This is a genomic window from Thalassococcus sp. (assembly GCF_982780845.1).
In genome coordinates this window covers 157,102-169,676 of record NZ_CEYADA010000001.1, presented here as the reverse complement: position 1 = coordinate 169,676, position 12,575 = coordinate 157,102, and the positions used below count along the sequence as shown (strand labels likewise).

17 protein-coding genes are annotated in these 12,575 nt (G+C 59.2%); 14 read left to right on the top strand and 3 right to left on the bottom strand.

Translation table 11 applies throughout. The features are described 5' to 3' along the window. Positions 1-24: 24 nt before the first annotated feature. Both AC4FIA_RS00835 and AC4FIA_RS00830 read right to left on the bottom strand, forming a co-directional pair. Positions 25-984: an acetyl-CoA carboxylase carboxyltransferase subunit alpha gene (locus AC4FIA_RS00835; protein WP_490364340.1), complete on the bottom strand. Its 960-nt coding sequence runs from the start codon at positions 982-984 to the stop codon at positions 25-27. A 60-nt stretch (positions 985-1,044) separates the two neighbouring features. Continuing rightward, positions 1,045-1,644 (bottom strand): LysE family translocator, encoded by a 600-nt coding sequence (locus tag AC4FIA_RS00830; RefSeq protein ID WP_490364339.1) that lies wholly within the window; start codon positions 1,642-1,644, stop codon positions 1,045-1,047. An 82-nt stretch (positions 1,645-1,726) separates the two neighbouring features. On the opposite strand from AC4FIA_RS00830, the gene AC4FIA_RS00825 reads away from it, so the two are divergent. From AC4FIA_RS00825 to AC4FIA_RS00795, 7 genes are read left to right on the top strand one after another with little or no spacing between them, the layout of a single operon-like run. After that, complete coding sequence (locus AC4FIA_RS00825; RefSeq protein WP_490364338.1) at positions 1,727-2,170, top strand: Lrp/AsnC family transcriptional regulator; 444 nt, start codon at positions 1,727-1,729, stop codon at positions 2,168-2,170. A gap of 54 nt (positions 2,171-2,224) precedes the next feature. Next, entirely contained in the window at positions 2,225-2,683 is a 459-nt protein-coding gene (locus AC4FIA_RS00820; RefSeq protein WP_490364337.1) for a GAF domain-containing protein, read from the top strand. Further along, positions 2,680-3,297: a LysE family translocator gene (locus tag AC4FIA_RS00815; protein WP_488049530.1), complete on the top strand. Its 618-nt coding sequence runs from the start codon at positions 2,680-2,682 to the stop codon at positions 3,295-3,297. The genes AC4FIA_RS00820 and AC4FIA_RS00815 overlap by 4 nt, the downstream gene beginning before the upstream one ends. Before the next feature lie 3 nt (positions 3,298-3,300). After that, entirely contained in the window at positions 3,301-3,672 is a 372-nt protein-coding gene (locus AC4FIA_RS00810) for a GFA family protein (RefSeq protein ID WP_490364336.1), read from the top strand. 2 nt (positions 3,673-3,674) lie between these two features. Continuing rightward, complete coding sequence (locus AC4FIA_RS00805) at positions 3,675-4,280, top strand: LysE family translocator (protein WP_490364335.1); 606 nt, start codon at positions 3,675-3,677, stop codon at positions 4,278-4,280. Positions 4,281-4,307: 27 nt separating this feature from the next. Continuing rightward, a complete protein-coding gene (locus AC4FIA_RS00800) occupies positions 4,308-5,195 on the top strand; it encodes a homocysteine S-methyltransferase family protein (protein WP_490364334.1) in 888 nt (295 codons plus the stop codon). After that, positions 5,195-5,845, top strand: coding sequence for an RluA family pseudouridine synthase (locus tag AC4FIA_RS00795; protein ID WP_287475484.1), 651 nt, complete (start codon positions 5,195-5,197; stop codon positions 5,843-5,845). The genes AC4FIA_RS00800 and AC4FIA_RS00795 overlap by 1 nt, the downstream gene beginning before the upstream one ends. A gap of 81 nt (positions 5,846-5,926) precedes the next feature. On the opposite strand, the gene AC4FIA_RS00790 is transcribed toward AC4FIA_RS00795, so the two are convergent. Continuing rightward, positions 5,927-7,369: an aldehyde dehydrogenase family protein gene (locus tag AC4FIA_RS00790; protein WP_490364333.1), complete on the bottom strand. Its 1,443-nt coding sequence runs from the start codon at positions 7,367-7,369 to the stop codon at positions 5,927-5,929. A gap of 160 nt (positions 7,370-7,529) precedes the next feature. Here AC4FIA_RS00790 and AC4FIA_RS00785 point away from each other — a divergent pair, with 160 nt between their 5' ends. The 7 genes from AC4FIA_RS00785 (at position 7,530) to AC4FIA_RS00755 (ending at position 12,515) form a co-directional block, all read left to right on the top strand. Then, entirely contained in the window at positions 7,530-8,183 is a 654-nt protein-coding gene (locus tag AC4FIA_RS00785; RefSeq protein WP_103909163.1) for a peroxiredoxin, read from the top strand. Positions 8,184-8,309: 126 nt separating this feature from the next. Then, positions 8,310-9,098, top strand: a complete 789-nt coding sequence (locus AC4FIA_RS00780) for an exodeoxyribonuclease III (protein WP_490364332.1) — start codon at positions 8,310-8,312, stop codon at positions 9,096-9,098. A gap of 84 nt (positions 9,099-9,182) precedes the next feature. Continuing rightward, on the top strand, positions 9,183-10,094 hold the full coding sequence (gene trxA, locus AC4FIA_RS00775; RefSeq protein WP_287473516.1) for a thioredoxin: 912 nt from the start codon (positions 9,183-9,185) through the stop codon (positions 10,092-10,094). 28 nt (positions 10,095-10,122) lie between these two features. Beyond that, positions 10,123-10,764: an LON peptidase substrate-binding domain-containing protein gene (locus AC4FIA_RS00770; protein ID WP_490364331.1), complete on the top strand. Its 642-nt coding sequence runs from the start codon at positions 10,123-10,125 to the stop codon at positions 10,762-10,764. Next, on the top strand, positions 10,761-10,946 hold the full coding sequence (locus AC4FIA_RS00765) for a Trm112 family protein (protein WP_103909159.1): 186 nt from the start codon (positions 10,761-10,763) through the stop codon (positions 10,944-10,946). Before AC4FIA_RS00770 ends, AC4FIA_RS00765 begins: the two co-directional genes overlap by 4 nt. A gap of 94 nt (positions 10,947-11,040) precedes the next feature. Further along, a complete protein-coding gene (gene truB / locus AC4FIA_RS00760; RefSeq protein WP_490364330.1) occupies positions 11,041-11,952 on the top strand; it encodes a tRNA pseudouridine(55) synthase TruB in 912 nt (303 codons plus the stop codon). Beyond that, positions 11,859-12,515 carry a DUF1643 domain-containing protein gene (locus AC4FIA_RS00755; protein ID WP_490364329.1) on the top strand — a complete coding sequence of 219 codons (657 nt, stop codon included), beginning with the start codon at positions 11,859-11,861 and terminating at the stop codon, positions 12,513-12,515. The genes truB and AC4FIA_RS00755 overlap by 94 nt, the downstream gene beginning before the upstream one ends. The last annotated feature ends 60 nt before the right edge of the window (positions 12,516-12,575 follow it).

The following is a 12,575-nucleotide window of genomic DNA, read 5'->3' as shown; positions in this document are numbered from 1 at the left end:
GCTTTTTGATTGGTCGCGGATCGCTTAGGCGGCCAGACCGCGGCTGCCCATGTCCAGAAACTTCTTGCGGCGTTGCTTGATCAGGTCCGCCGGCTTTTTGTTTTCCAGATCGCCCAACATCGCGGCGATCGTCGCGCCAACAGCGGCAATCGTGCTTTCGCTGTCGCGATGTGCGCCGCCCATCGGTTCTTTGATGATGCGGTCAATCACGGCCAGCTTGTGCAGGTCCTGCGCGGTCAGGCGCAGCGCCTCGGCGGCTTCGCGCATCTTCTCGGCATCCTTCCACAGGATCGAGGCGCAGCCTTCGGGCGAGATCACTGAATATACGGAATGCTCCAGCATCGCGACACGGTTCGCTGTGGCAAAGGCGACAGCACCGCCGGACCCGCCTTCACCGGTGATCACCGTCACGCTGGGCACGCCGATTTGCAGGCATTTTTCGGTGCAGCGGGCGATGGCCTCGGACTGGCCGCGCTCTTCCGCGCCTTTGCCCGGATAGGCGCCGGGGGTGTCGACAAGCGTCACAACCGGCAGGCGGAAACGGTCGGCCATGTCCATCAGGCGGATCGCTTTGCGGTAGCCTTCGGGGCGGGCCATGCCGAAGTTGTGCTTCAGGCGGGAATTGGTGTCTTTGCCCTTTTCATGGCCGATCACCACGACGGGGCGGTCGTTAAATCGCGCCAAGCCACCCATGACGGCCAGATCGTCGGCAAAGTTCCGGTCACCTGCCAGCGGCGTGTATTCGGTGAACAGGGCTTCGATATAGTCCTGACAATGGGGGCGTTCAGGGTGGCGCGCCACCTGACATTTCCGCCACGGTGTCAGTTTGGAATACAGGTCTTTCAAAAGCCCGTCGGCTTTGGCGTCCAGCGCCTTTGCCTCGGCTTCGATATCCATTTCCTCATTGACCTTGGCCATTGCGCGCAGCTCTTCAGCCTTGCCTTCAATTTCTGCCAGCGGTTTTTCAAAGTCGAGGTAATGCATGTATAGGCCCCATCTTGGTCTTGCGGCTATATGACCCTGCGTCGCCTACTTTGCAACCGTTCAGGATTGGTTCAACAGAACAGGCACCAGCGAAAGCACCAGAAGTGCTGCCATCGACCAGTTGAAAATGCGCAACCGCATGGGATTGGCCAGAAGATGGCGGATACCCGTGCCCAGAACCGTCCAACTGGTGGTCGAAATGCAGGAACACAGCACATACATCCCCGCCACCCACAGGACCGAGATCAGATCGCGGCCGCTGGCGTAAAGCGTGATTGCAGACAGCGCCATGGACCATGCCTTGGGGTTGACCCACTGGAACGACGCGGCCTGAAGGAAGGTCAGGGGTTTGCCTTCGGTCTTGCCGTCGCCCATCGGGGCGGCGTTGGCGATCTTCCATGCCAGATACAGCATATAAAGCACCGAAACGACGGTCAGAACCGTGTAGGACATGGGCCAAAGATCAAACAGCTTCATCACGCCCAGCCCGACGAGAAAGCACATCGTCGGAAAGCCCAAGCCAACACCCAGCATGTGCGGGATCGTGCGGCGAAAGCCGAAGTTGGTGCCTGACGTCATCAGCATCAGGTTGTTCGGCCCCGGTGTGATCACGGTCACAAGGGCAAAGGCGAAAAGGGCGGGAAGAAGATCGTAGTTCATGGCGCAATGATTGCCCTAGATTTTGTGGCATTGAATTGCGTTGATTGCGGTTTGGTAAAAAAATTTGCAATAAATATCGGTAATGGACAGAATCGACGAAAGTATATTGCAAGAATTGCGCCGCGACGGTCGGCTCAGCAATCTGGCGCTGGCCGAACGGGTGGGGCTGTCGCCTTCTGCCTGCCTTCGCCGCGTTGCCGCGCTTGAGAAGAACGGCACCATCACGGGTTACCGTGCAACGCTATCTGCTGAAAAGATGGGCGTCGGTTTCGTCGCCTATATCACTGTCGGTCTGAACAGCCACACCAAGGCCAGCCAAGAGGCGTTTGAACGTGCGCTGATACGTGCGCCCGAGGTGCGGGAGTGTCACAACATTACCGGATCAGTCGAATACCTGCTGCGGGTCGAGGTGCCGGATCTGGCCGCCTACAAGGTGTTCCACACCGATATTCTGGGTACGCTTCCGCAGATCAATACGATCACGTCTTATGTGGTGATGGGATCGCCGAAAGACGACCGCGCGTGATCTTGCACTTGGCCGATGGCGGGTCTACGCCTTGGCCAATGAAAAGGACATCCCATGCGCGCTGATTATTCTGAACTGTCGAAAACCATTGCCGCTTTGGCTGAGGGCGAAACCGACACAGTCGCCCTGATGGCAACGGTAGCCTGTGAGCTGCATCATGCGGACGACCGGTTCGACTGGACGGGCTTCTATCGCGTGACCGAGCCTGAACTTCTGAAGATCGGGCCTTATCAGGGTGGCCACGGCTGTCTTGTGATCCCGTTTTCGCGTGGTGTCTGCGGTGCGGCGGCGCGGACAGGGCAGGTGCAACTGGTCGACGACGTCGATGCCTTTCCGGGCCACATCGCCTGCGCATCGTCGACGCGATCCGAAATCGTTCTGCCGGTCTGGAACAACGCGGGTACGTTGCTGGGCGTTCTGGACATCGACAGCGACCAACCGGCCGCCTTTACCCAAGATGACGCCGATGCGTTGACCGATATTCTGGCCGCAACCTTTGCGAATGCGACATGAGCGTTGAGGGCTGGCTGATATTTGCGGCCTTCTGGGTTGTCTTTGTCACCTCGCCCGGCCCGAACGCGGTCAACTGCATCCAGAACGGTATGAACCTCGGGTTCCGCCGCGCGCTTTGGGGTGTGTTGGGTATTCTGACCCAAGCGTTGCTGTTCCTGATCTTGTCAGCCGCCGGCATCACCGCGCTGCTGACCCATTCACCGACAGGCTTTCTGATCGCTAAGCTGCTGGGTGCTGCGGTGCTGATCTGGCTGGGCGTGCGCAACTGGCGCGCGGCGGACAAACCCTTGGCGACTCAAGCCCCTGCCGCCGGGTCGATCTATGTCCGTGCCTTCATGATCGCCACGATCAACCCGAAAAGCGTAGCGGGCTACCTTGCCGCCTTTTCGCAATTCGTACAGCCGGACGTGCCGATCATGGCGCAGATGTCGGCGATTGTGCCGACGGCGCTGGTCATCACTGCACTCAGCTATTGCGGCTACACCGCCTTGGGCGCAGTGTTGGGACGCGCGGCTATGGGTGCGGTTGCCAACACAGTGGTGCGCCGCGTTCTGGCGGCCTGTTTCATTCTGTACGGCGTCGCTTTGGCGGCCACGATTTTCAATTGGGGATAAGGCATGATCAAGGGAAGCTGCTGCTGTGGAGATGTCACATTTGACGTGACAGGAACGCCCAAAGGCATGTCGGTCTGCCACTGCACCCAATGCCGCAAAATGTCGGGATATGCGTGGTCTTCGGCGCAGGTTTCGGACACCGAGTTGTCCATCACAGGGCCGGTCACGTGGTTCGAGGCATCAGATACCGCCAAACGCGGCATCTGCCCGCGATGTGGATCGTTCCTGTTTTGGAAGGCGCATGACGAAGAAACGATCAGTTTTGCCTTGGGCGCCGTAGACGGGCCCTCGGGTGTCACGCTGGAAAAGCACATCTTCGTTGTTGACAAGGGCGACTATTACGACATCGCCGACGGGTTGCCGCAAAAGGACTGATCATGCTGGATCTGCCAACCATCCTTGCCTTTCTGACCGCTGGCATCGCGTTGAACCTGACACCGGGGGCCGATGTGATGTTCGCCATCGCCTCGGGCACCCGTGGCGGTTGGCGCGCAGGTGTTGCGGCTTCCGCCGGTGTTGCCTTGGGCGCGATGGGCCATGTTCTGTTGGCGACCTTCGGCGTGGCGGCCTTGCTGGCGGCGTATCCCTTGGGGTTCGACATTCTGCGATACGCGGGCGCGGCTTACCTTTTGTGGCTGGCATGGCAGGCATGGACTGCTGACCCCGCCACAAAAACAACTCAGGGCAAGGCCTGCCTTCTGGGTGCCGTCCGTCAAGGCGCGATCACCAATCTGCTGAACCCGAAAGTTGCGCTGTTCGTGCTGGCCTTCCTGCCGCAGTTCGCAGACCCCGCACGCGGCCCTGTCTGGGCGCAGATGCTGGTGCTGGGCGCGATGTTCATCACCACAGGATTTATCGTCACTTCGGCCTACGGCGCGTTGGGTGGCTGGTTTGCCAGCGCGATGACACGCCGTGCGATTGTTCTGAACCGCATTGCCTCTGTGGTTTTTGCCGCGCTTGCGCTACGTCTGGTGAAAGGGTAGGGCGCGACAGGTTCACTGAGGTCTGACATGGCAAAAATCACGCTTTTAGACGGCGGCATGGGGCAAGAGTTGCTGCACCGCACAGGCGACACGCCCACCCCCCTTTGGGCCACGCAGGTGATGGTGGATCACCCCGGACTGGTTCAGGAAATCCACGCAGATTACTTTGCGGCGGGCGCCACGATCGCAACGACCAACACCTACGCCCTGCTGCGGGATCGTTTGGTCAAGGCCGGTATTGCCGATCAGGAAGACGTATTGCGCGCCACTGCATTGTCTGAGGCCAACGCCGCGCGCGATGCAAACGGCTCCGGCCGGATTGCTGGTGCAATCGGACCGCTCGGCGCGTCCTATCAGCCTGATATTTTCCCGGATCATGCCAAGGGCGTTGCCGAATATGCCCCCGTGGTGGCGGCTCTCGCCCCGCATGTCGATTTGATCCTGTTCGAAACGGTCGCATCGGTCGCCCACGCGAAAGCCGCGCTTGAGGCCGCGCAAGGCTGTGGCAAACCCGTCTGGCTGGCTGTGACAGTGGATGATGAAGATGGCACGTTGTTACGGTCTGGTGAACCTGTTTCCGACATCGCTCAACTGTCAGGCGTAGACGCATTGCTGGCCAACTGCTCTGCGCCCGAGGCGATGGCAGCAGCCATCGACGAATTCCTGCCATCTGGTTTGCCTGTCGGCGCCTTCGCAAATGCGTTCACCCAGATCACCAAAGAGTTCCTGACAGACAGCCCCACGGTCGACGCGCTTCATCCACGCGACGACATAACGCCCGAACGCTACGCCGATTTTGCCATGGATTGGGTGAACCGCGGCGCGACAATCATCGGCGGGTGCTGCGAAACCGGTCCGGCCCACATTGCGGCGGTGGCAGAGCGTTTGCGGGCCGCGGGACATGAAATCGTCTGATGTCGATCACCCCCTACAACCCGCCGCAGGACGACATCGAAATCGTCCATGCCGATCACGAAATTCTGGTGGTCAACAAACCTTCGGGCCTTTTGTCGGTGCCGGGGAAGGGCCCCGAACTGGCAGATTGCCTGATCACACGTCTGCAGGCGATCTACCCCGAGGTGCTGCTGGTCCATCGTCTGGACCGCGACACATCCGGCGCGATGGTGTTCGGGCTGACACCCCACGCGCAGCGTCACCTCGGCAAGCAATTTGAAAAACGCACGACCAAGAAAACCTATGTGGCCCGCGTCCACGGCAAGGTCGAGGAAAAGACCGGCACAGTAGACCAGCCTATCGGCGTCGACTGGCCGAACCGCCCCTTGCAGATGATCGACTACGAAAACGGTCGCGCGGCGCAAACCGACTGGCGCGTCATGAAGTCAAACGACACCGAAAGCCGCCTGCGTCTGTTCCCGAAAACCGGTCGCAGCCACCAACTTCGGGTGCACACGAAATTCATCGGTCACCCCATTCTGGGCGACCCTCTTTATACGCCTGATACCTATCAGGATTACCCCCGCATGATGTTGCACGCCGAAGAATTGCGCATCAGTCACCCCGACGGGGGCAAGGGCCACACGTTCCGCGTCAAGGCCCCGTTCTAGGGGCCTTGAAAGGGGAACCGCCCGAGGCCTTTTGGCCGAGGCCAACCCGTGTGCTGCGGCGTGCAGCAGCACTCCGCCGGATCAGGCTTCGCCGCTGTCCCAACCGGACACAGCTTTGACCTCAAGAAAGTCGATCAGACCGTAGTAACCACCTTCACGGCCATTGCCCGATTGCTTCATGCCGCCAAAGGGCGACCCCTGCGCGCGGTCCTGACCGTTCATTTCCACCATGCCCGACCGCAAACGACGCGCCAGACGGTTGCGCCGCGCGCCGTCAGCGGTTTGCACATAGTTCGTCAGGCCATAGGGCGTGTCGTTGGCAACCTCCAAAGCTTCCTCTTCGCTGTCGAACTTCATGATCGACAGAACGGGGCCAAAAATCTCTTCCCGCGCGATGGTCATGTCGGGTGTGACATCGGCAAAAACTGTCGGACGCACAAAGAAGCCCTTGTTCATGCCTTCGGGCAATCCGGGACCACCGGCGACCAGACGTGCACCTTCGTCGATGCCTGTCTGGATCAACCCCTGAATTTTGTCCCACTGGGTACGGTTCACGACGGGGCCGATATGGCGGCCTTCCTCGGATGCCGGACCAACTGTGACCTTCGCGGCCACTTCGGCAGCCTCGGCCACCACGCGATCATACACAGGCGCTTCAACCATCATACGCGACGGCGCGTTACAGCTTTGACCCGAGTTCTGCATCATATGCAGGACGCCACGTTTGACGGCCTTCTCGTCCGCATCGGCGAAAATCAGGTTCGCGCCTTTACCGCCCAGTTCCAGATGCACGCGTTTCAGTGTATCCGCTGCGGCCTTTGAAATCAGTTTGCCTGCGCGGGTCGAACCCGTGAAGCTGACCATATCCACATCCGGATGCGCCGAAAGTTGCGACCCGACGCCAACGCCGTCACCGTTTACAAGGTTGAACACACCGGCGGGGAATCCTGCCTCGTGCATCGCTTCGGCAAAGACCATCGCGGAAATCGGGCTTTCCTCAGACGGTTTCAGAACCATCGTGCAACCTGCCACAGCAGCGGCGCCCACTTTCAGCGTGATCTGGTTCATCGGCCAGTTCCACGGCGTGATCAGCGCGGCAACACCGACGGCTTCGTGAATGATGCGGTCATTCGGGGCGTGATCGCCCAGAGGCTCTTCGAATTTGAAATCCTTGGCGGCTTTCAGAAAACCGCTCAGGTGCCAGATGCCTGCGCCAACCTGATTGCGCCGCGCCAGATCAAGCGGTGCGCCCATTTCCTGACTCATGGCTTGCGCAAGTTCTTCGGCCTTTGCCTTATAGGCGGCCAGCAGGCGTTCTACCGCTGCGATCCGCTCTTCCGGCGGGGTTGCCATCCAACCGGGCAGGGCACGCTTAGCGGCGGCAACGGCTGCATCTGTATCGGCCTGACCACCCAGCGAAATCGTTGCAAAAGGCTCTTCTGTCGTCGGGTTGATGACATCCAGATCGCGGCCTTCAATCGGGTCTACCCATGCGCCGTCGATGTAGAATTTCTTATGGTCCATGCCTGAAACCTCCCTGCGCAACCGGTGCGCTATGTGAATTTGATCAAATTCTTGCCTCTGCCTTGCAGCTATTGCAAGTCCCCTGCGGCAACATTGGGGGTTCTTTCCCGAATTGAAACCCTTAGGTAAGACTCAACGCAGATTTTTTAGGGAGACTCACATGTCCTTGCGCATTAACGACACCGTACCTGATCTGAAGGTCGAAACCGACCTTGGCACATTCACTCTGCATGAGTTCATTGGCGACAACTGGACGATCCTGTTCTCGCACCCCAAGGATTTCACGCCGATCTGCACAACCGAATTCGGTGCGGTCGCTCAGTTGGCCGACGAATGGGCAAAGCGCGACACAAAGGTGATCGGCGTGTCCGTTGATGGCGTCGAAGACCACAAGAAATGGAAAGGCGACATCGAGAAGGTTGCAGGCACCGCTGCTGGCTTCCCGATCATCGCGGATGACGGTCTGGAACTGTCCAAAGCCTTCGACATGCTGCCCGCCGAGGCGTATCTGCCCGATGGCCGCACACCGAACGACAGCGCGACAGTGCGTTCCGTCTTTATCATCGGTCCCGACAAGAAGCTGAAACTGTCCATGACCTACCCAATGAACGTTGGCCGCAACTTTGCCGAGGTGCTGCGCGCGCTGGACGGTCTGCAGACAGCGGCCAAATACACCGTCGCCACACCGGCAAACTGGCAGGTTGGTCAGGACGTTGTCATTCCGGCAACCGTTTCGGCTGAGGACGCCAAAGAAAAGTTCGGCGAATTCACAACCGTTCTGCCGTATCTGCGCACAGCCAAGCTGCCGTCGTAAGACTGCTGGCTTGATTGATAAGAACCCGTCGGACGCAAACGTGTCTGGCGGGTTTTGTTTGTTTTCGGGTTGAGGAAACCGCGCCGATCTGGGCATTCTCCGCCCGACAAATTCAGGAGAACTCGGATGCCCTTTACCCTTGCGACATGGAACATCAACTCGGTCCGTCTGCGTGAAGGTATCGTGGCGCAACTGATGTCCGAAGAGGCGCCGGACGTGTTGTGCCTTCAGGAATGCAAAAGTCCCGTCGAGAAGATCCCGATGGAGCAGTTCCGCGCCCTTGGTTACAACCACATGGTTGCGCGGGGGCAAAAGGGCTACAACGGTGTCGCGATCCTGTCGAAATTGCCGATCGAGGATGCAGGCGATCAGGATTTCGCCAACCTCGGCCATGCCCGTCACGTCGCGGGGCGTTTGGAAAACGGTGTGACGATCCACAACTTCTATGTGCCAGCCGGTGGTGACGAACCGGACCGCGAAAAGAACGAAAAGTTCGGTCAGAAACTGGATTACCTGACCGGCATGCGCGACTGGTTTCATAACGAAAAGCCCGAGAAATCCATTCTGGTCGGCGATCTGAACATCGCCCCGCGCGAAGATGATGTGTGGGATCACAAGAAGCTGTTGAAGATCGTGTCCCACACCCCGGTCGAGGTCGAACACCTTGCGCAGGTGCAGGATGCAGGCAACTGGGTCGACGTGACCCGCGCCGATATTCCCGAAGGTTTGCTGTATAGCTGGTGGTCTTACCGCGCCCGCGACTGGGATGCAGCGGATAAGGGCCGCCGTCTGGATCACGTCTGGGCCACGTCGGATATCGCCAGCGCGGGACATTCCAGCAAAATCCTGCGCCATGTGCGCGGTTGGGAAAAACCCTCAGACCACGCGCCGGTCTTTGCAACCTTCGACGTGTAAGCGCGACAGTGCTGCCCCTTGCATGATAGGGGCAGGACGGCCATGTAAGGCAGTAACTTTGGGATATTTGCGAAAGGGCGCGTGATGATTGAACTGGGCGGAGCGCAACCTCAGGATCAGGACCTGATCAAAGACGTCGCAGAGCGCGACTTCATGAAAGACGTGATCGAAGCCAGCCGCGACGTTCCCGTCATCGTCGATTTCTGGGCGCCGTGGTGCGGCCCGTGCAAAACGCTTGGTCCGATGCTGGAACAAGCGGTTCGCGACGCCAAAGGTGCCGTGAAGATGGCCAAGGTCAACGTCGACGAGGCGCAGGCCATCGCTGGCCAGCTGCAAATCCAGTCGATCCCGACGGTTTATGCCTTTTATCAGGGGCAGCCGATGGACGGCTTCCAAGGCGCGGTGCCGCAGTCCGAGATCAAGGCGTTCATCGAACGTCTGGTCAAGGCGTCCGGTGGCGATGCCTCTGGCGGTCTGGATGACGCGATCGCAGCTGCCGAGGAAATGCTGGAACAGGGTGCCGCCACTGACGCGGTTCAGGTGTTCCAAGCGGTTCTGGGCGAAGATCCGAACAACGCCGCGGCCTATGGCGGCATGGTGCGCGCCTATCTGGCGGTGGGCGAGGTCGAACAGGCAGAAGCCATCCTGAACGGGGCCCCTGCCGAGATTTCGCAATCGCCGGAACTGGAAGCCGCGTATGCGCAACTGGCGTTGGCGAAGCAGGCGGAAAACGCTGGCCCTGTGGCCGAACTGATGGCGCAGGTTGAGGCAGAACCCGATAACCTTCAGGCGCGTTTCGATCTGGCACAGGCACAGAACGCCAACGGTCAGACAGAAGAAGCGGTGGAAACCCTGCTTGAACTGTTCCGCAAGGATCGCGAATGGAACAATGGTGCGGCGAAAGAACAGCTTTTCACCATTTTCGATGCGCTGAAACCGAACGATCCTATCGTGCTGAACGGACGTCGGAAACTCAGCTCGATGATATTTGCCTAAACCGGCTTTTGGGCTAACCTCATCATATATGACACGGATCAAAGACCTGCCGGACATCATTCCGGTTTTCCCTTTGCCAGGTGCGCTGCTGTTGCCGCGTGCCCGACTTCCCTTACACCTGTTTGAACCCCGTTATCTGGCCATGCTGGATGACGCGCTGAAAACGCCGTCGCGGCTGATCGGAATGGTTCAACCCAGCGATGTTGCGGGCAATAAGTTCGGCCTGCAGCACATCGGCTGCGCCGGACGTGTGACGCAGTTTTCGGAAACCGAAGATGGCCGCTACATGATCACACTGGCAGGCGTGTCGCGGTTCGAAGTGCGTGATGAAGTCGAAGGATTCACACCCTATCGGCGCTGCGAGGTGTCTTGGGATAATTACTCGCTCGATCTGGATGGCACCGAACGTGATGTCAGCTTTGATCGCTCGTCTTTCCTTGATCTCTTGGATCGGTATTTCGATGCGATGGACCTGTCTGCCGACTGGGACACGCTGAAAGATGCCGAGGACGAACTGCTGATCAATTCGCTGTCCATGCTTCTGGAGTTCGATCCTGAAGACAAACAGGCTTTGCTCGAGGCGAAATCGCTGACACAACGGCGCGAAACTCTGGTGACCCTGATTGAATACGCGCTGCGTGGCGGTGCGACAGAAGGAATGCTGCAATGACTGACGCGCCACAGGTCTTTGACCGCCGCATGCTTGAATCGCTTGTTTGCCCTGAAACCCACACCCGTCTGGAATATGACGCGGAAAAGCAGGAACTGGTCAGCAAGGCCGCCAATCTGGCCTTCCCGATCCGCGACGGAATTCCTGTCATGCTGCGGGACGAGGCACGGGTTCTCGACTGAGCGATTGGTCCTTTCGGGATGAATTGACAGGGCGCATTCGCTGGGCTAGGCGGGCGCCCTTATCTTTTGCCCGTATCTTTCAAAGGCAGGTCGTATGGGACGGAAACGCAAAGGTCGCGATATTTCTGGATGGCTGGTGGTGGACAAGCCTGCTGGCATCACCTCGACGGCTGTTGTGAACAAGGTGCGCTGGGCGCTGGCCGCGAAAAAGGCAGGCCACGCAGGTACGCTTGATCCCGAAGCGACCGGCGTTCTGGCGGTGGCGCTGGGCGAGGCGACCAAAACGGTTCCCTACATCACTGATGCAATGAAGGCCTACCGGTTCACGGTCCGTCTGGGACAGGCGACCAACACAGATGACGCCGAAGGCGAAGTGATCGCGTCCTCTGATGAACGTCCCACTGACGATCAGATCAAAGAGGCGCTGCATCAGTTCGTGGGCGATATCATGCAGGTCCCGCCGCAGTTCTCGGCTGTGAAAATCGACGGTGAACGCGCCTACAAACGCGCCCGCGACGGCGAGGAAATGGAACTGGCCGCGCGCCCCTTGTGGGTCGAAGAGCTGATCATGCTGGAACGCCCTGATGCGGATCACGTCACGCTGGAAATGACCTGTGGCAAAGGCGGCTATGTGCGTTCGATTGCCCGCGATCTGGGGCAGGCTTTGGGCTGCTTTGGTCACGTGCGCGAATTGCGCCGTATCTGGTCCGGCCCGTTCGAGGTCGAAGACGGCGTGTCGATTGAAGAGATCGACGCATTGGCAAAAACGCCCGAACTGGATGCCAAACTGCTGCCGATCGAGGTCGGTCTGGCCGATCTGCCCGAAGTGACCTGTCCGCCCGAGTCCGCCACGCGCCTTCGCAATGGCAATCCGGCGGTCGTGATTGCATCGGATGTCGAATACGGCGAAGAATGCTGGGCATCTTTGAATGGCACACCCATCGCGGTTGGGCGGTTCAAAGCGGGCGAACTGCATCCGTCGCGGGTGTTTGTCGAAGCAGACTAAGGGGCGGGGCGCTGGCACGACGCGGGGCAAAATCCGAACTGATCGAACGCCACCATCAGGCCGAGGATGGCACCGAATCGATGGCGGTCTACAGCGGATGTGAACGGTACCGCTATGGCCTCCGCCGCGTCTGGGATGCCGAAAAACCTCATGTTTTATTCATTATGCTCAACCCGTCCACGGCGACGGAGCTGAAGAATGACCCCACAATCCACCGCTGCGAAACCCGTGCGCGGGACATGGGATATGGCGGTGTGATGATCGCCAATCTGTTTGCCTTCCGCGCCACCAAACCCGAGGATCTTAAAAAGGCGAAGGATCCGGTTGGCCCCGCCAATGACCAGATTTTATTGCAGTGGCACGACCTTGCAGGCACCACGATTGCCGCGTGGGGTGTGCATGGCGCGCATCTGGGTCGTGCCGCCGATCTCGCCGCAAAACTGGGGCCAATGACCCACCTTGGCCTGACCAAAGACGGCCATCCGCGACATCCCCTTTATGTGTCCTACAAAACCCGTCCCGCAGATTGGCCCGTTGGCACGCGCTATGCAGGAATTCATTAACCACGGAATCCGAAGGTGTTTGCCTTAACTCACCGGATTGGTGTTGGTTCGGGTTGAACA

Excerpts from the sequence above, each read along its gene's own strand:
- AC4FIA_RS00765 (WP_103909159.1), top strand. The coding sequence starts at position 10,761 with ATGACTGACGCGCCACAGGTCTTTGACCGCCGCATGCTTGAATCGCTT.
- AC4FIA_RS00785 (WP_103909163.1), top strand. The coding sequence starts at position 7,530 with ATGTCCTTGCGCATTAACGACACCGTACCTGATCTGAAGGTCGAAACC.
- AC4FIA_RS00815 (WP_488049530.1), top strand. The coding sequence starts at position 2,680 with ATGAGCGTTGAGGGCTGGCTGATATTTGCGGCCTTCTGGGTTGTCTTT.
- AC4FIA_RS00825 (WP_490364338.1), top strand. The coding sequence starts at position 1,727 with ATGGACAGAATCGACGAAAGTATATTGCAAGAATTGCGCCGCGACGGT.
- AC4FIA_RS00805 (WP_490364335.1), top strand. The coding sequence starts at position 3,675 with ATGCTGGATCTGCCAACCATCCTTGCCTTTCTGACCGCTGGCATCGCG.
- AC4FIA_RS00800 (WP_490364334.1), top strand. The coding sequence starts at position 4,308 with ATGGCAAAAATCACGCTTTTAGACGGCGGCATGGGGCAAGAGTTGCTG.
- AC4FIA_RS00795 (WP_287475484.1), top strand. The coding sequence starts at position 5,195 with ATGTCGATCACCCCCTACAACCCGCCGCAGGACGACATCGAAATCGTC.
- trxA (WP_287473516.1), top strand. The coding sequence starts at position 9,183 with ATGATTGAACTGGGCGGAGCGCAACCTCAGGATCAGGACCTGATCAAA.
- AC4FIA_RS00770 (WP_490364331.1), top strand. The coding sequence starts at position 10,123 with ATGACACGGATCAAAGACCTGCCGGACATCATTCCGGTTTTCCCTTTG.
- AC4FIA_RS00790 (WP_490364333.1), bottom strand. The coding sequence starts at position 7,369 with ATGGACCATAAGAAATTCTACATCGACGGCGCATGGGTAGACCCGATT.
- AC4FIA_RS00755 (WP_490364329.1), top strand. The coding sequence starts at position 11,859 with ATGCTGGGCATCTTTGAATGGCACACCCATCGCGGTTGGGCGGTTCAA.
- AC4FIA_RS00820 (WP_490364337.1), top strand. The coding sequence starts at position 2,225 with ATGCGCGCTGATTATTCTGAACTGTCGAAAACCATTGCCGCTTTGGCT.
- truB (WP_490364330.1), top strand. The coding sequence starts at position 11,041 with ATGGGACGGAAACGCAAAGGTCGCGATATTTCTGGATGGCTGGTGGTG.
- AC4FIA_RS00810 (WP_490364336.1), top strand. The coding sequence starts at position 3,301 with ATGATCAAGGGAAGCTGCTGCTGTGGAGATGTCACATTTGACGTGACA.
- AC4FIA_RS00830 (WP_490364339.1), bottom strand. The coding sequence starts at position 1,644 with ATGAACTACGATCTTCTTCCCGCCCTTTTCGCCTTTGCCCTTGTGACC.
- AC4FIA_RS00780 (WP_490364332.1), top strand. The coding sequence starts at position 8,310 with ATGCCCTTTACCCTTGCGACATGGAACATCAACTCGGTCCGTCTGCGT.
- AC4FIA_RS00835 (WP_490364340.1), bottom strand. The coding sequence starts at position 984 with ATGCATTACCTCGACTTTGAAAAACCGCTGGCAGAAATTGAAGGCAAG.